This window comes from Erwinia sp. ErVv1 (assembly GCF_900068895.1).
Taxonomy (GTDB): Bacteria; Pseudomonadota; Gammaproteobacteria; order Enterobacterales; family Enterobacteriaceae; genus Erwinia.
This window is the reverse complement of record NZ_CDPK01000007.1, coordinates 40,424-57,820: the sequence shown is the minus strand read 5'-3', so window position 1 is coordinate 57,820 and position 17,397 is coordinate 40,424. Positions and strand designations below refer to the sequence as shown.

General features: G+C 53.3%; 16 protein-coding genes and 2 tRNA genes. 1 reads left to right on the top strand and 17 read right to left on the bottom strand.

Going from position 1 to position 17,397, the window contains the following annotated elements; genetic code table 11:
* Positions 1-7: 7 nt before the first annotated feature.
* The 16 genes from yrbN to rlmE all read right to left on the bottom strand — a co-directional run bounded on the left by yrbN (position 8) and on the right by rlmE (position 16,361).
* Complete coding sequence (gene yrbN, locus A1830_RS23985; protein WP_152540238.1) at positions 8-64, bottom strand: protein YrbN; 57 nt, start codon at positions 62-64, stop codon at positions 8-10.
* Positions 65-168: 104 nt separating this feature from the next.
* Positions 169-1,053 carry a lipoprotein NlpI gene (nlpI, locus tag A1830_RS11890; protein ID WP_067706027.1) on the bottom strand — a complete coding sequence of 295 codons (885 nt, stop codon included), beginning with the start codon at positions 1,051-1,053 and terminating at the stop codon, positions 169-171.
* A 129-nt stretch (positions 1,054-1,182) separates the two neighbouring features.
* Complete coding sequence (gene pnp, locus A1830_RS11885) at positions 1,183-3,321, bottom strand: polyribonucleotide nucleotidyltransferase (RefSeq protein ID WP_067706026.1); 2,139 nt, start codon at positions 3,319-3,321, stop codon at positions 1,183-1,185.
* A 309-nt stretch (positions 3,322-3,630) separates the two neighbouring features.
* Positions 3,631-3,900, bottom strand: a complete 270-nt coding sequence (gene rpsO, locus A1830_RS11880) for a 30S ribosomal protein S15 (protein ID WP_024966694.1) — start codon at positions 3,898-3,900, stop codon at positions 3,631-3,633.
* A gap of 76 nt (positions 3,901-3,976) precedes the next feature.
* On the bottom strand, positions 3,977-4,951 hold the full coding sequence (gene truB / locus A1830_RS11875; protein ID WP_067706025.1) for a tRNA pseudouridine(55) synthase TruB: 975 nt from the start codon (positions 4,949-4,951) through the stop codon (positions 3,977-3,979).
* Entirely contained in the window at positions 4,951-5,352 is a 402-nt protein-coding gene (gene rbfA, locus A1830_RS11870) for a 30S ribosome-binding factor RbfA (protein ID WP_067706023.1), read from the bottom strand. The genes truB and rbfA overlap by 1 nt, the downstream gene beginning before the upstream one ends.
* Before the next feature lie 202 nt (positions 5,353-5,554).
* A complete protein-coding gene (gene infB / locus A1830_RS11865) occupies positions 5,555-8,236 on the bottom strand; it encodes a translation initiation factor IF-2 (RefSeq protein ID WP_067706018.1) in 2,682 nt (893 codons plus the stop codon).
* Between the two features lie 25 nt (positions 8,237-8,261).
* Positions 8,262-9,749 (bottom strand): transcription termination factor NusA, encoded by a 1,488-nt coding sequence (gene nusA, locus A1830_RS11860; RefSeq protein WP_067706016.1) that lies wholly within the window; start codon positions 9,747-9,749, stop codon positions 8,262-8,264.
* Positions 9,750-9,773: 24 nt separating this feature from the next.
* The gene (rimP, locus tag A1830_RS11855) at positions 9,774-10,226 is read right to left on the bottom strand and encodes a ribosome maturation factor RimP (RefSeq protein ID WP_067706295.1); all 453 of its coding nucleotides are present in this window, start codon (positions 10,224-10,226) and stop codon (positions 9,774-9,776) included.
* Positions 10,227-10,441: 215 nt separating this feature from the next.
* Positions 10,442-10,518: transfer RNA gene (locus A1830_RS11850), tRNA-Met, on the bottom strand.
* Between the two features lie 59 nt (positions 10,519-10,577).
* Positions 10,578-10,664, bottom strand: a tRNA-Leu gene (locus A1830_RS11845).
* Between the two features lie 57 nt (positions 10,665-10,721).
* On the bottom strand, positions 10,722-11,054 hold the full coding sequence (gene secG, locus A1830_RS11840) for a preprotein translocase subunit SecG (RefSeq protein WP_067706015.1): 333 nt from the start codon (positions 11,052-11,054) through the stop codon (positions 10,722-10,724).
* A gap of 274 nt (positions 11,055-11,328) precedes the next feature.
* Positions 11,329-12,663, bottom strand: a complete 1,335-nt coding sequence (gene glmM, locus A1830_RS11835) for a phosphoglucosamine mutase (protein ID WP_067706013.1) — start codon at positions 12,661-12,663, stop codon at positions 11,329-11,331.
* Between the two features lie 3 nt (positions 12,664-12,666).
* Entirely contained in the window at positions 12,667-13,503 is an 837-nt protein-coding gene (folP, locus tag A1830_RS11830; protein WP_067706011.1) for a dihydropteroate synthase, read from the bottom strand.
* 141 nt (positions 13,504-13,644) lie between these two features.
* Positions 13,645-15,555, bottom strand: a complete 1,911-nt coding sequence (gene ftsH / locus A1830_RS11825) for an ATP-dependent zinc metalloprotease FtsH (protein WP_067706010.1) — start codon at positions 15,553-15,555, stop codon at positions 13,645-13,647.
* 176 nt (positions 15,556-15,731) lie between these two features.
* Positions 15,732-16,361, bottom strand: coding sequence for a 23S rRNA (uridine(2552)-2'-O)-methyltransferase RlmE (rlmE, locus tag A1830_RS11820; RefSeq protein WP_067706007.1), 630 nt, complete (start codon positions 16,359-16,361; stop codon positions 15,732-15,734).
* Between the two features lie 127 nt (positions 16,362-16,488).
* On the opposite strand from rlmE, the gene yhbY reads away from it, so the two are divergent.
* Positions 16,489-16,782, top strand: coding sequence for a ribosome assembly RNA-binding protein YhbY (gene yhbY, locus A1830_RS11815; protein ID WP_067706003.1), 294 nt, complete (start codon positions 16,489-16,491; stop codon positions 16,780-16,782).
* 124 nt (positions 16,783-16,906) lie between these two features.
* On the opposite strand, the gene greA is transcribed toward yhbY, so the two are convergent.
* The gene (gene greA / locus A1830_RS11810; protein WP_067705996.1) at positions 16,907-17,383 is read right to left on the bottom strand and encodes a transcription elongation factor GreA; all 477 of its coding nucleotides are present in this window, start codon (positions 17,381-17,383) and stop codon (positions 16,907-16,909) included.
* Between the last annotated feature and the right edge of the window lie 14 nt (positions 17,384-17,397).

Genomic DNA, 17,397 nt, shown 5'->3' with positions numbered 1-17,397 from the left:
GTGCCTCTTAGATTGCGGCGGCCAGTCTACATAACTCGTCGTGAAAACATTTAGTCATTTTCATCAAAAAGTGTGAACCGGCTCAAATTAGTGGTTTCGACGAACAAAAAGGCCCTCATCCGCTAAGATGATGACTTTTCGAAAAAAAGGGCAATATTAGTTCGTCAGCTATTGCTGGTCAGATTCTGATAAATCGTCTTGTGTCTGGCCGAGTAGGGCCAGCTCCAACAATGCATATCGGTGCTCAACAAAGTTATGAACGTTGTTAGCGACCGTCAGCTTGAACAACGCTTCTGCGTTGTCCTTCTCCCCCAGACTTAGGTAATGTTTACCTAAATAGAAGTTGGTTTCACTGAGATGTTCAGCGAGCGAGGTGTTATCCGTTGCATCCGCCTTGAGACGTTCCATCAGCGTACTTTCGCTGATGTTGCCCAGGTAGAACTCGACAATATTCCATCCCCATTGATCTCTGACCGCTTTGTCGTAACGCTGTTGTAGCGCTACTTTGGCCTTGTCGGCATTCATCTCTTTTTCGTCGAGATAGAGCCACAGGCTACGGAAAGGATCGTTAGGATCGTCTTGATAAAACGCCAGCAGATCATCTTGCGACAATTTAAACCTTCCGCCGTAGTACAGGGCGATACCGCGGTTTAAATGTGCGTAATTGTAAGTTGGATCAAGCTCAAGTACAGAATCAAACGCTTCATAGGCAGCATCATAGTTGCCTGCCTGCGTTAAATATATGCCTAAGTAATTGAATACTTCAGGCATATCCGGTCTGACAGATAGCGCTTGTGAAAAATCATTTCGCGCCAGTGCTCTCAAACCTAAACTATCATACAACACTCCGCGCTCATATAACAGCTGTGCGCGTTCATCATCGGTAAGGGCACGACTGGCAAGTATCTGTTCCATGCGCGCCAGAATGACTTCCTGCTGCAGCGTAGGCTGCAAAGGTACGGCCAGGACCTCGTTCTTACGCCAATCAGAGTTGCTGCATCCTGCCAGCGTTAAAGCTGTCGCAACGAAACACCAGCGCAAAAAAGGCTTCATTTCCCACTCCCGAATACAAACAATAGGATGGTAGTCCGTTCATCCGCTTGCCATGCACAAGGTGACGCGTCCTGCCCTCGCGATGAAACAGCTCTCCGTGACGCGCACGGAGAGCTTAATAGTATGACTTTATTCTGCTTCTGGTGCCGGGGCAACAGCAGGGGTTACCGCTTCTGGTTCAGACTGCTCGGTCGCTTCTTTGATGCTCAGGCGTACGCGGCCCTGGCGATCAACTTCCAGCACTTTCACCGGCACTTCCTGACCCATCTGCAGATAGTCAGTCACTTTCTCTACGCGCTTGTCAGCGATTTGAGAAATGTGCACCAGACCTTCTTTACCACCACCGATGGCGACGAAGGCACCAAAGTCAACGATGCGGGTCACTTTACCGTTGTAGATACGACCCACTTCGATTTCTGCAGTGATCTCCTCGATACGGCGGATAGCGAATTTCGCTTTATCACCGTCGGTCGCAGCGATTTTCACCGTACCGTCATCTTCGATCTCAATGGTGGTGCCGGTTTCTTCGGTCAGCGCACGAATAACCGAGCCGCCTTTACCGATGACATCTTTAATTTTGTCCGGGCTGATCTTGATGGTGTGAATGCGCGGAGCAAACTGAGAGATGTCGCCGCGCGGGGTGCTGATCGCCTGCTCCATCACGCCCAGGATGTGCAGTCGTGCACCTTTAGCCTGGTTCAGCGCCACCTGCATGATTTCGCGGGTGATGCCTTCAATTTTAATGTCCATCTGCAGCGCGGTGATACCTTCACGGCTACCGGCTACTTTGAAGTCCATGTCGCCCAGGTGATCTTCGTCGCCCAGGATATCGGAGAGAACGACGAAGTTTTCACCCTCTTTCACCAGGCCCATGGCGATACCTGCAACTGCAGCCTTAATTGGCACGCCGGCATCCATCAGCGCCAGAGAAGCACCACACACGGACGCCATTGACGATGAGCCGTTTGATTCAGTGATTTCAGACACCACACGTACGGTGTAAGGGAACGCATCACCCTTCGGCATCACGGCCAGTACGCCGCGCTTGGCAAGACGGCCGTGGCCGATCTCGCGACGCTTAGGTGAACCTACCATACCGGTCTCACCGACGGAGTACGGAGGGAAGTTGTAGTGGAACAGGAAGTTGTCGGTACGCTCGCCCATCAGCTCATCGAGGTTCTGTGCGTCACGTGCGGTACCCAGGGTAGCGGTAACCAGCGCCTGCGTCTCACCACGGGTGAAGAGCGCAGAACCGTGAGTGCGCGGCAGTACGCCAGTGCGCACGTCCAGACCACGGATCATATCTTTTTCACGGCCGTCAATGCGCGGCTCGCCACGAAGAATGCGGCTACGTACGACGTCTTTTTCCAGACCGTGCAGAATATCGCTGATTTCACCTTCGTTCAGGCTTTCGTCTTCAGCCAGCAGCGCAGCGGTCACTTCGCTCTTGATAACGCCAACGCGATCGTAACGCTCCTGCTTCTCGGTGATGCGATAAGCATCGCTCAGGCGAGATTCAGCCAGCGCGGCAATACGGCTGGTCAGAGATTCGTTTACGGCCTCTGGCTGCCAGTCCCAGCGAGGTTTACCGGCTTCGGCAACCAGGGAGTTGATCTGGTCGATAACAATTTGCTGCTGCTCGTGACCGTAGACCACCGCACCCAGCATCTGATCTTCGCTCAGCACTTCGGCTTCAGACTCAACCATCAGCACGGCACCCTGAGTACCGGCAACAACCAGGTCCAGTTTGCTCTCTTTCAGCTCGTCGGTGGTTGGGTTCAGCACATACTGATCGTTGATGTAACCTACGCGCGCGGCACCGATAGGACCATTAAAGGGCAGACCGGACAGGCTCAGCGCTGCAGAGGCACCGATCATCGCCACGATGTCAGGGTTAACCTGTGGGTTCACGGAAACCACGGTCGCGATGACCTGAACTTCGTTAACGAAACCTTCCGGGAACAGTGGGCGCACCGGGCGGTCAATCAGGCGTGAGGTCAGGGTTTCACCTTCGCTCGGGCGGCCTTCACGACGGAAGAAGCTACCGGGAATGCGGCCAGCAGCGTAGGTACGCTCCTGATAGTTTACGGTCAGCGGGAAAAAGCCCTGACCCGGCTTGGCTTTTTTCTGGCCAACAACGGTAACGAATACCGCGGTGTCATCCATACTTACCATCACAGCTGCCGTGGCCTGGCGAGCCATCATACCGGTCTCCAGGGTGACGGTATGCTGACCATATTGGAATTTTCTTACGATCGGGTTCAGCAAAATTAAATCCTTAACGTTCTGACAGGGCACTGACCCTGCCGAAAAATTTTAATCTTCATTTGCATCCTCGCGACTAATGACAACCCTTAATCCCGCCCCGGGGACAAAGCCTCTCATTAGCCGCGCGAAACGCTGCAACTGAAGATCGCACGTGTCAACAATACAATAGTTTGGCGAAAAATGCTGCCGCTTAGCGGAAAAAAGGGGCCATGAAGGCCCCTTTTTAGCAAAACTCGCACAAATCTGCCTTTAAGCCATTTATCGTATCAGATTGCGCTGAAACGTACCGGGCAAGGCAGATTCTAAGATTTAGCGACGCAGACCCAGACGCTCGATCAGGCTGGTATAACGTGCAACATCTTTACGCTTCAGGTAATCCAGCAGCTTACGACGCTGGGAAACCATACGCAGCAGACCGCGACGGCTGTGGTGATCTTTTTTGTGCTCAGAGAAGTGACCCTGCAGATGGTTAATCTGAGCGGTCAGCAGAGCAACCTGAACTTCGGTAGAACCACTGTCGTTAGCATCGCGACCGTAGTCGGCAACGATCTGTGCTTTAGTTTCAACACTTAGAGACATGATACAACTCCAAATTTAAGATAAATGTACAGGTGCCGATCTCTAATTCAGCGACCCAATGTAAAGCCGCGCTATTCTACTCTGCGCCTGATACTTTCGCAAATGGCGCGTCGGAATATTCCACGACCAGCCGTCGGGGCGCAACGCGGCCATCTCCGGCGATTTCCGCCATGCCAATAAATTTGCGCGTGTCACCTTCGGTGACGCGGACCAGCCCCGTAGCAGGAACATGACCCGCCTGCACGGGTTGCCCCTGCCTGAAGTAAGCGGCAACCGAACTCAGAAGATTAACTTCCGGGTACGCAGCGGCCGGGCTGTCCATCGGCATCAGCAGCGGGTCCAGCAGGTCAGCAGGCGTTTTGCCACTGGCGTAAGCTTCCTCGCTAAGCGCCGACAGCTGCTCCAGAGTCACCATGCTGGTGACCGGATAGGTCGCAACCTGTAGCCGACGTAAATATGCCACATGGGCACCACAGCCGAGCAGTTCACCCAGGTCATCCGTAATCGTACGAATGTAGGTTCCCTTAGAACAGTGGATTTCCAGCTCCAGCTCATCGCCTTCCCAGCGGATAAGCTGCAGATCATAGACGGTAATACTGCGCGCTTCACGCGGCACTTCAATACCTTCGCGGGCGTACTCATACAGCTTCCGCCCCTGATACTTCAGCGCGGAATACATCGACGGGACCTGCTGGGTTTCCCCGCGGAAGCCGTCGAGCGCCTCAAGCAGCAGCTGCTCGGTAAAGGTCACCGGACGCTCACTGATGACGGCACCCTCTGCGTCTGAGGTATCGGTACGCTGCCCCAGTTTTGCAATCACACGATAGCGCTTATCCGAGTCAAGCAGGTACTGGGAAAATTTCGTGGCTTCGCCCAGGCAAATTGGCAACATACCGGTGGCCAGAGGATCCAGCGCACCGGTATGACCCGCGCGGTTCGCCGTGAAGAGGCGCTTCACTTTTTGCAGCGCATCATTACTGGACAGACCGGTAGGTTTATCCAGCAGCAGCACACCATGGACGTCGCGACCGCGACGACGAGGACGGCTCATCACTCCTCCTTGTCTTCTTCCGCAGGGCCACGACGCTCGGCATCGTTTCTCACTACGTTAGTGACAAGGTTAGACATGCGCATGCCTTCAACCAGTGAATTGTCGTAGAACCAGGTTAGCTCAGGCACGATACGCAGGCGCATGGCTTTACCCAGCAGCGAACGGATATAGCCGGAAGCATCACCAAGCGCCCGCAGGCCGCCTTTGATAGCGTCTTCGTCTTTGTCGTTCAGAAAGGTGACAAACACTTTGGCATAGGCCAGGTCGCGAGAAACCTCGACTCCTGACACGGTTACCATCATGCCAAGACGTGGATCTTTGATCTCACGCTGTAAAATCATCGCGATCTCTTTCTGCAATTCCTGAGATACGCGCTGTGGGCGACCAAATTCTTTCGCCATATTAGAACTCTCCAGATTAAGGCGGTGTCCGACCCTGGGTGCTAAGACCGTCGGAATACCAACAGTTCGCGATCAAGGTGGAAGGTGAAGGGCATAGCAGACTATGTTCAAACCTGACAACGCAGGACGCGAGCTACTGGTGGGACACAGCCTACGGGAGGCCCAGTGGGCCTCCCGGATACGTCACTTTTTCAAGAGACCATTAATCGATAGTACGCTGGATCTCGATAATTTCGAACACTTCGATCATATCGCCAACGCGCACATCGTTGTAGTTCTTCACGCCGATACCACATTCCATGCCGTTACGGACTTCGTTGACGTCATCTTTGAAGCGGCGCAGGGATTCCAGCTCGCCTTCATAGATAACCACGTTGTCGCGCAGTACGCGGATAGGGTTATGACGCTTAATGTTACCTTCGGTCACCATACAACCGGCGATAGCACCAAATTTCGGTGATTTGAACACGTCACGTACCGCAGCCAGACCGATGATCTGCTGTTTGTACTCAGGTGCAAGCATACCGCTCATCGCTGCTTTCACTTCGTCAATCAGGTTATAGATGACGGAGTAGTAACGCAGATCCAGGCTTTCAGTATCAATGACGCGGCGCGCAGAGGCATCGGCACGGACGTTAAAGCCAACCAGGATAGCGTTAGACGCTGCTGCCAGTGTGGCGTCGGTCTCAGTGATACCGCCCACACCAGAACCCACGATTTTAACTTTCACTTCATCAGTAGAAAGTTTCATCAGGGAGTCGGAGATAGCTTCGACAGAACCCTGTACGTCGGCTTTCAGCACGATGTTCAGTTCAGATACTTCGCCTTCGGTCATGTTAGCAAACATGTTTTCCAGCTTAGATTTCTGCTGACGCGCCAGCTTAACTTCACGGAATTTGCCCTGACGATACAGTGCCACTTCACGCGCTTTTTTCTCGTCGCGTACGACGGTCGCTTCATCACCTGCTGCCGGAACGCCCGACAGACCCAGAATTTCTACCGGGATAGAAGGACCCGCGGTCAGGACTTCACGCCCTAACTCATCACGCATCGCACGCACGCGGCCGTATTCAAAGCCACAAAGGACGATATCGCCTTTGTTCAATGTCCCTTCACGCACCAGTACGGTAGCAACCGGACCACGGCCTTTATCCAGGAAGGATTCAACAACCACGCCGCTTGCCATACCCTGACGGACAGCGGTCAGTTCCAGCACTTCAGCCTGCAGCAGGATGATGTTCAGCAGATCGTCGATGCCGGTACCCGCTTTCGCAGAGACGTTGACGAACATGTTTTCACCGCCCCACACTTCCGGGATAATCCCGTACTGAGTGAGTTCGTTTTTAACACGATCCGGATCAGCTTCAGGTTTGTCGCACTTGTTCACTGCAACAACAACCGGTACGTTCGCCGCTTTCGCATGCTGGATAGCTTCAACCGTCTGTGGCATGACGCCATCATCCGCTGCCACCACCAGGATAACGATATCCGTCGCCTGAGCACCACGAGCACGCATTGCGGTAAACGCGGCGTGTCCCGGGGTATCCAGGAAGGTGATCATACCGCTGTCAGTTTCAACGTGGTAAGCACCGATGTGCTGAGTAATGCCGCCCGCTTCGCCAGAGGCGACTTTGGTTGAACGGATATAGTCCAGCAGAGACGTTTTACCGTGGTCAACGTGGCCCATGATGGTCACGACTGGCGCACGAGACTCGCGTTCAGCCTGAGTATCACGATCGCTCATTACCGCTTCTTCCAGCTCATTCTCGCGGCGCAGCGTCACTTTGTGACCCATTTCTTCCGCGACCAGCTGGGCAGTTTCCTGATCGATAACCTGGTTAATCGTCGCCATGGCGCCCAGCTTCATCATCGCTTTGATGACCTGAGAACCTTTCACTGCCATTTTGTTAGCCAGCTCGGCCACGGTGATAGTCTCACCGATGATCACGTCGCGGTTAACAGCCTGTGCAGGCTTGTTAAAGCCCTGCTGCAGCGTGCTTGGCTTGCGCTTGCCGCCTTTACCACCGCGGAACTGCGCGCGCGCTTCTTCACGGTCGGTTTTCGCTTCAGAATGCTTGTTGCCCTTCTTCTGGCGAGGCGCTTTCGCTGGACGCGTACGACGATCGCCTTCTACCTTGGCATCGTTTTCGTCTTCAGCGGCACGCGCATGGGTGGAGGTGGTGACATGATAGTCAGAAGTGTCTTCGACTTCTTTTTCCGCTTCAGCCCATTCTGAGCCTTTTTCTTCCGCCATTTTACGGGCCTCTTCCGCTACGCGCTTCGCGTCTTCTTCGATTTTGCGACGCGCTTCTTCTTCAGCTTTACGCTTCAGCTCTGCGGCTTCAGCTTCGCGGCGGGCTTTATCAGACTGGGCCGCCCGGGTTGTTTCGTCGGTATGTTGATTGCTCACTTTTTCTTTTTCCGCTGCTTCACGTTTGGCTTTATCAGCTGCCTCACGTTTAGCCTGCTCCTCGGCTTCACGCTTCGCTTTCTCTTGAGCTTCGTGCGCGGCTTTCTCTTCAGCCTCGCGACGAGCCAGTTCTTCCGCTTCACGCTGTGCCTGCTCTTCTGCTTCAGCCTGTGCAGCTTCTGCAGGATCGCCTTTTACATAGGTGCGCTTTTTGCGGACTTCAATCTGCACCGCTTTGCTTTTACCGCCGGTGCCCGGCACGTTCAGGGTGCTGCGCGTTTTGCGCTGCAGAGTAAGTTTACCAGAACCGCCGTTATGGTCGCGGTTCAGATGGCTAAGGAGCGTCTCTTTTTCCTGCTGGGTCACAGAATCGGTCTCAGACTTGCGGATCCCTGCATCAGCAAATTGCTGTACCAGGCGTTCTACCGGGGTCTGAATCTCTGCGGCCAGCGATTTTACGGTTACATCTGTCATGCTGTTCCTTCCTGCTTACAGTTTATTACGCGTCGTCGCCGAACCAGCAGATATTACGTGCAGCCATAATCAGCTCACCGGCCCGTTCATCACTCAGGCCCTCAATATCTGACAGATCGTCAACACCCTGCTCGGCAAGATCTTCCAGCGTGCATACGCCAATCGCCGCCAGCTTAAATGCCAGTTCACGATCCAGACCTTCCAGATTCAGCAAATCTTCTGCCGGCTGGTTTTCACCCAGGCTCTCTTCTTTCGCCAGCGCCAGGGTAGTTAACGCATTTTTTGCCCGATCGCGCAGCGCTTCTACCGTATCTTCATCCATCCCGTCGATTTCCAACAGTTCATTGATGGGAACATACGCGAGCTCTTCAAGTGAGGAGAAGCCCTCTTCAACCAGCATGGTGGCGAAATCTTCATCAATATCAAGATATTTGGTAAAGACGTCGATAGCAGCGTGGGCTTCAGCCTGATGCTTAGCCTGAAGATCGTCGACCGTCATCACGTTCAGCTCCCAGCCACTCAGCTGTGAAGCCAGACGCACGTTTTGGCCATTACGGCCTATCGCCTGGGCCAGATTTCCGGCTTCAACGGCGATGTCCATGGTGTGATTATCTTCATCCACCACGATAGAGGCAACATCCGCAGGCGCCATGGCGTTGATCACGAACTGCGCAGGATTATCATCCCACAGCACGATATCAATACGCTCACCGGCCAGCTCGCTGGACACTGCCTGAACACGCGCGCCACGCATACCGACGCAGGCACCGATAGGATCGATACGCTTGTCGTTGGTTTTCACGGCAATCTTGGCACGAGAGCCCGGATCGCGCGCGGCGGCTTTAATTTCAATCACTTCCTCGCCGATTTCCGGCACTTCGATACGGAAGAGTTCGATCAGCATTTCAGGTTTTGAACGGCTGACGAAAAGCTGAGCACCACGGGCTTCAGGGCGAACTGCGTACAGAACACCACGAATACGGTCGCCCGGGCGGAAGTTTTCGCGCGGCAGCATATCCTCACGGATAATGACCGCTTCCGCATTATTGCCCAGGTCCAGAGAGATATTGTCGCGATTAACCTTTTTTACCACGCCGGTGATGATTTCACCTTCCTGCTCGCGGAACTGATCCACGACCATCGCGCGTTCGGCTTCGCGCACTTTTTGCACGATAACCTGCTTAGCGGTTTGGGTAGTGATACGGTCAAAGGTGACAGATTCAATCTGATCTTCAACGAATCCGCCAACGTCCAGGGACTCGTCTTCAAAACGCGCGGCATCGAGCGTAATTTCACGCGTCGGCTGGGTCACTTCATTGACAATAACCCAACGGCGGAAGGTGTCAAAATCACCGCTTTTGCGATCGATGCTGACGCGAACGTCAATTTCCTGCTCGTATTTTTTCTTTGTTGCCGTTGCCAGTGCGCTCTCCAGCGCTTCGAAAATCTTCTCGCGAGGAAGGGATTTCTCGTTAGATACGGCCTCAACAACAGCTAAGATTTCTTTATTCATCCTGGTATGCCTCAATCCGGACTTTTAAAAGTGGGGAACCAGGTTCGCTTTCTGAATATTGCTCAGCGCGAACACTTCATCGTTACCCTCAACGGCAACAGTCACCATTTCACCTTCTACAGCTTTAATGATTCCCTGCCACTTGCGGCGGTTCTGTACGGCCATACGCAGTACCAGGCTCACTTCGTCACCGATGAATTGCGTATAATGCTTAGCGGTGAAGAGAGGACGCTCCAGGCCTGGTGAAGAGACTTCAAGGGTATAAGCGACGGTAATAGGATCTTCAACGTCAAACACGGCGCTTACCTGGTGGCTTACATCGGCACAATCGTCAACGGTGATGCCATCTTCACTATCAATATAGATGCGCAGCGTGGATGTGCGACCGCGTACAAACTCAATACCAACCAGTTCGTAGCCTAGCGCTTCTACCGGTGCTGAAATCAGCGCTGTTAATTTTTGCTCTAATGTGGACAAGCCCACCCCCAAGACATAAAAAAAGGGCTTAATAGCCCAGTATGCTGTTTCCTGATAACAAAAAACCCCGAAAATTCGGGGCTTTTTGCGACTGGACCCTGTACGCCATCACTGGCGGTTCGGCACAATCCAAAAGAATTTTTTTCAAAAAACTGCTATTGATGCGCCAGTAATCAGTGCAAACAGTATATTTGAAAAAGAACTCTAAGAGAAAGTGGTTGCGGGGGCCGGATTTGAACCGACGACCTTCGGGTTATGAGCCCGACGAGCTACCAGGCTGCTCCACCCCGCGTCCGAAAACGTGGCAAATACTACGCCAAACTTGCACGAAATGCAAGCAATACTGAGATTTGGTACCGAGGACGGGACTTGAACCCGTAAGCCCATGCGGGCACTACCACCTCAAGGTAGCGTGTCTACCAATTCCACCACCACGGCACTAAAGAGGCGACTTTTTTATTTCTGTCGCGTCGAAATGGTTACTGCTTTTACTGCTTACTGTGGGATGTCGCTACCCGGCGCTGCCGGCTTAGCTGGCTGGCTCTGCTGCGACTGTGCAGGCTGAGTCAGATTTTCCCACTCGCTTCCTTTCTGAGTTTTGTTGCTGTTGAGGTTACCCAGAATCAAGCTGATGATGAAGAACAATGCCGCCAGCACTGCGGTCATACGGGTCATAAAGTTGCCTGAGCCGTTAGAACCAAAGAGCGTTGCGGAAGATCCTGCACCAAACGACGCGCCCATATCAGCGCCTTTACCTTGCTGAAGCATAATCAAACCTACAAGGCCGATCGCCACAATAAGGAAAACTACCAAAAGAGCTTCGTACATATTCAACCTGTTCCTTGCGCGGTTACCGCACATCAAAAGCTTCAAACCAGTTAGAGAGATAGCGTTGCCACTACCCATCAGAAGCGGGTGTGAATACTAACCAAAGCGCGCACCCTACGCAAGGGCAATTTACTCTCGTGCGATCGTTTGCAGAAAAAAACGACAAAAGGCCGTTCAGTGCGCAATAAGTAAACGGATCAGGCTGAAATAAAGGCAGAAAAAAATATCTGCCTGTCAGCCCATTCCGGTTATTTAAGCGCCGTGTCCTTCGCCTTTAAACGGCTTTCACCGCATCTGCGATGCGGTGTGCGAGGGCGGTGACCTGTGCTTCATCCTCACCTTCCACCATCACGCGGATAAGCGGTTCGGTCCCGGACTTACGCAGCAACACGCGACCGCGTCCGTTCAGCTCGGCTTCTGCGGCGGCGGTTGCCGCGGTGACCCGTTCGTCGGCCAGCGGATCGTTGCTGCCACTGAAACGGACGTTGACCAGGATCTGCGGTAGCAGCTTCATGCCGCTACACAAATCATGCAGGCTCATATGGTTACGCACCATCGCCGTGAGCACCTGCAGGCCCGCCACAATGCCATCTCCGGTGGTGGTTTTGTCGAGCAGGATAACGTGGCCGGAGTTCTCGGCCCCCAGACGCCAGCCCTTTTCCTGTAGCTTCTCCAGCACGTAGCGATCGCCAACTTTTGCCCGCGCGAAGGGGATGCCCAGCTGTTTCAGGGCCAGCTCCAGCCCCATATTACTCATCAGGGTACCTACTACCCCGCCGCGCAGCTGACCCTGACGGAGTCCTTCGCGAGCGATGATATAGAGTATCTGATCGCCATCGACCTTAAGGCCAAGATGGTCCACCATCATGATGCGATCGCCGTCTCCGTCATAGGCCAGGCCAATATCCGCCTTTTCAGCCAGGACGCGTTCCTGCAGCTTGCGCACGTCCGTCGCACCGCACTCCTCGTTGATATTCATGCCATCCGGCTGAACGCCGATTGAAATCACCGTCGCGCCCAGCTCACGCAGCACGTTAGGGGCTATGTGATAGGTAGCGCCGTTGGCGCAGTCCACCACGATTTTTAAACCGTTCAGATTCAGCTCGCTGGGAAAGGTACCCTTGCAGAACTCAATATAACGCCCGGCGGCATCAACGATGCGGCTTGCGCGGCCCAGCTCAGCAGATTCAACGCAGGTGATCGGTTTTTCCATTTCCGCTTCAATCGCCTCTTCAACATCGTCGGGAAGCTTCGTCCCTTCGATGGAAAAGAACTTAATACCATTATCATCGAATGGATTATGCGACGCGGAAATCACGATGCCCGCTTCTGCGCGGAAGGTTCGGGTCAGGTAGGCGATGGCAGGCGTCGGCATTGGACCGGTAAAGGCCGCAGACAGCCCGGCCGCCGCCAGGCCGGCTTCAAGTGCTGATTCCAGCATGTAGCCGGAGATACGCGTGTCTTTACCGATAATGATTTTTTTGGAACCGTTTCGTGCCAGCACCTTCCCGGCCGCCCAGCCCAGTTTCAGCACGAAGTCCGGAGTAATAGGCGGCTCACCCACTTTGCCACGGATGCCGTCGGTACCAAAATACTTACGCTTGCTCATAACTTAGTCTTCCTTCGCTGACAGTGTTGCTTCGACGACGCGCATCGCTTCAACGGTTTCTTTAACATCATGGACGCGCAGGATCTGCGCCCCCTGCATGGCGGCTATAACCGCACAGGCCAGGCTGCCGGTCAGGCGCTGAGATGGCCCGACGTTTAACAACTGCCCTATCATGCTTTTCCGCGACATACCGACCAACAGCGGAAGCCCGAAGTGGTGGAAATCAGCCAGGTGCGCCAGAAGCTGATAATTATGGGAGAGATTCTTACCGAAACCGAATCCCGGGTCGAGCAGCAGCTGCTCTTTTTTAATCCCTGCCGCTTCACAGCGTGCAATCTGCTGGCCAAAGAATGCGTCAACGTCCTGAAGCAGATCGCTATATTTTGGTGCCTGCTGCATGGTACCCGGCTCACCCTGCATATGCATCAGGCATACCGGTAACCCTGTCTCAGAGGCGGCTTCCAGCGCGCCCGGCTCCCTGAGCGAACGGATATCGTTAATGATATGGGCGCCGGCGCGCGCTGATTCACGGATCACCTCAGGCTTTGAGGTATCGACCGAGATCCAGACTTCAAAGCGCTGCGAAATCGCCTCAACCACCGGAATGACGCGCGCCAGCTCCTCATCAACGCTGACCTCATCGGCCCCCGGGCGCGTCGACTCGCCGCCGATATCAATTATTGTCGCGCCGGCATTAATCATCGCATTGGCATGGGTCAGCGCCTGGATAAGCTCATTATGCTTGCCACCGTCTGAGAATGAATCCGGCGTCACATTCAAAATACCCATAACGTGGGGATGTGACAGGTCAAGCACGGAATCCTGGGCGTAAAGCTTCATAGCGGGGAATTCTCCAAACGGGGTGTGATATCGGTATGGCCAACAGCTTAGTGACTGCGAGGATATAAAAAAACCCCGGTCGATGCCGGGGTTTCGCTTTTTTTCGAGACTGGGCGGAATTTCTTTGTCGCCCAACTCTGCTTACATGGTGTTGCCTGGATTCGGCGTACGCGGTTCATCAACCGGACGTGGCGCCTTAGGCGTACCGTTACTGTCAGAATTGTTGGTGCCCGGATCTTCCCAACCTGCTGGCGGACGCACTTCACGTCGGGCCATCAGGTCGTCAATCTGCGGAGCATCAATGGTTTCATACTTCATCAACGCGTCTTTCATTGAGTGAAGAATGTCCATGTTTTCGTTCAGTATACGGCGAGCACGCTGGTAATTTCCCTCAACCAGCAGCTTCACTTCCTGATCGATGATACGCGCGGTTTCATCAGACATATGCTTCGCTTTAGCGACTGAACGTCCCAGGAAGACTTCACCTTCTTCCTCAGCGTACAGCAGTGGGCCAAGCTTCTCTGAGAAGCCCCATTGCGTAACCATGTTACGTGCAATTGAGGTCGCTACCTTGATGTCATTAGAGGCACCGGTAGAGACATGCTCAACGCCGTAGATGATCTCTTCAGCCAGACGGCCGCCGTACAGGGTCGAAATCTGGCTTTCCAGCTTCTGACGGCTGGCGCTGATAGCGTCTCCCTCAGGCAGGAAGAACGTCACGCCGAGTGCACGACCGCGAGGAATAATCGTCACTTTGTGAACCGGGTCATGCTCAGGCACCAGGCGACCAATAATCGCATGGCCTGCTTCGTGGTATGCCGTTGACTCTTTTTGCGATTCCGTCATCACCATAGAGCGACGTTCCGCACCCATCATGATTTTGTCTTTCGCTTTTTCGAACTCAACCATCGAAACAACACGCTTGTTACCACGAGCCGCGAACAGCGCAGCCTCGTTAACAAGGTTTGCCAGATCCGCACCGGAGAAGCCTGGCGTACCGCGTGCAATCACTGAGGCATCAATATCTGGCGACAGTGGGACACGGCGCATATGCACTTTCAGAATTTGCTCGCGTCCACGCACGTCCGGCAATCCGACCACAACCTGACGGTCAAAGCGCCCTGGACGCAGCAGCGCAGGGTCAAGCACGTCCGGACGGTTAGTTGCCGCAATGACGATAATACCTTCATTACCTTCAAACCCGTCCATCTCTACCAGCATCTGGTTAAGCGTTTGCTCACGCTCATCGTGACCGCCGCCCAAGCCTGCACCACGCTGACGCCCTACCGCATCGATCTCATCGATAAAAATGATGCAGGGGGCCGCTTTCTTAGCCTGTTCGAACATGTCACGGACGCGGGACGCACCCACGCCGACGAACATTTCAACAAAGTCAGAACCGGAAATGGTAAAAAACGGCACTTTCGCTTCACCCGCAATGGCCTTCGCCAGCAGGGTTTTACCGGTACCCGGCGGGCCAACCATCAGCACGCCTTTCGGAATTTTACCGCCGAGTTTCTGGAAGCGGCTGGGCTCGCGCAGGTATTCAACCAGCTCGCTCACTTCTTCTTTCGCTTCGTCACAACCCGCGACATCGGCAAAGGTGGTTTTGATCTGATCTTCCGTCAGCATGCGAGCTTTGCTCTTGCCAAAGGACATCGCGCCCTTTCCGCCGCCGCCCTGCATCTGACGCATGAAGAAGATCCAGACACCAATAAGTAACAGCATTGGGAACCAGGAGATAAAGATCGACGCCAGCAGGCTCGGTTCTTCTGGAGGTTCGCCAACCACTTTTACATTTTTAGTCAACAGGTTATCGAGTAACTTAGGATCGTTGACGGGAATGTAGGTCGTGTATCGGTTACTGTCTTTTTTGGTAACGTTGATTTCACGCCCGTTAATACGAGCCTCGCGAACCTGATCCTGATTAACTTCGGACAGGAAGGTTGAGTAATCAACCCTGCGGCTATTCGACTCGCTGGGCCCAAAGCTCTGGAAGACAGACATCAGCACGACTGCGATGACTAACCAAAGAATCAGGTTTTTCGCCATGTCACTCAAGGGATTAACCTCTTATTACAACTGTGTTAACAGACAGCGTAGGGTACTATATATTCATCATATCTGGAATCACTGCGGTGATGAGCGGTGTCGCTAACTTCAACAACTTACTGATGTAAGCCTGGAGTCGCTCCCCTCTCACCCTGCTGCGCATCCAGCTATTTTGGCTATAGTTTGCGCCCTGTCGCTACAATGTACACTTCACGCGAACGAGAGCGCGAAGCGTCCGGCTTACGAATTTTCACTTTCGTAAACAGGGAGCGAATTTCCCGGAGGTAATCTTCAAAGCCATCTCCCTGAAACACTTTCACTAAAAAACTGCCGTTGGGTGCCAGTACATCTCGACACATTTCCAGTGCAAGCTCAACTAAATACATCGACCGGGGAATATCGACTTCTGGCGTACCGGTCATGTTGGGTGCCATATCCGACATCACAACCTGAACCTTTTTGTCGCCAACGCGTTCCAACAGGGCTTTCAGCACCAGTTCATCACGAAAATCGCCCTGAAGGAAATCGACGCCAACGATAGGATCCATCGGTAGGATATCACAGGCGATGACGCTGCCTTTTGACCCAATCTGCGTTACCACATATTGGGACCATCCCCCAGGCGCCGCGCCTAAATCAACCACGGTCATACCCGGTTTGAACAGCTTGTCACCCTGCTGTATTTCATCAAGTTTAAACCAGGCGCGCGAACGCAACCCTTTTTTCTGCGCCTGAAGCACATATTTATCGCTAAAGTGTTCCTGTAGCCAGCGGCTGGAACTGGCCGAACGCTTTTTACCAGTCATACAATTTCCAACTATGATTCAACGTATGCGATAAATAAACCGCGCAAATCAGCACGCCGATTTGGTGATACACCCGAGATGGCGGTAGAATGACCCGTTTTCAATCCCAATGTAAGTAAAAAATACGATGAATCTGAGTACCAAACAAAAACAGCACCTGAAAGGACTGGCCCATCCACTGAAGCCCGTCGTCATGTTAGGCAACAATGGTCTGACCGAAGGAGTGCTGGCCGAAATCGAACAGGCACTGGAGCACCACGAGCTCATCAAGGTGAAAATCGCCACGGAAGACCGTGAGACGAAAGCCCTTGTGGTTGAAGCGATCGTGCGTGAAACCCGTGCAGCTAACGTACAGGTTATCGGCAAGACGCTGGTGCTGTACCGTCCAACGAAAGAGCGTAAAATCGCTATTCCACGCTGAGGCCATTCGTTAAGCCTTATCGCGGAGGTGCAGAAAGTGCCACGCTCGTCATGTTGATAAAAGGCCGCGATGCGGCCTTTTACCTGTTTTTACATTCCGCCGGGATTATCCAGCGTAGCAGAAATCACAGATAGCTTATCTTCAGGATTTCATACTCGACGTCGCCGCCAGGCGTTTTAATAATAGCAACGTCATCCACTTCTTTGCCAATCAGACCACGAGCCATAGGCGAATTGACAGAAATCAGATTCTCCTTAAAGTTCGCTTCATCGTCGCCAACAATGCGATACGTTGACTCTTCATCATTGTCCAGATTGAGCACGCTCACGGTAGAACCGAAGATAACCCGGCCATTGGCGTTCATTTTGGTGACATCAATGACCTGTGCATTAGACAGCTTTGCTTCAATTTCCTGGATTCGGCCTTCACAAAAGCCCTGCTCTTCACGCGCAGCATGGTATTCCGCGTTCTCTTTCAAATCGCCATGCTCGCGGGCGTCAGCAATTGAGGCAATAATTCTGGGGCGTTTAATGGTTTTCAGCTCTTCAAGCTCTTCACGCAGTTTTTCTGCGCCCCTTAACGTCATCGGAATCTGATTCATCTCAATACCTCGTA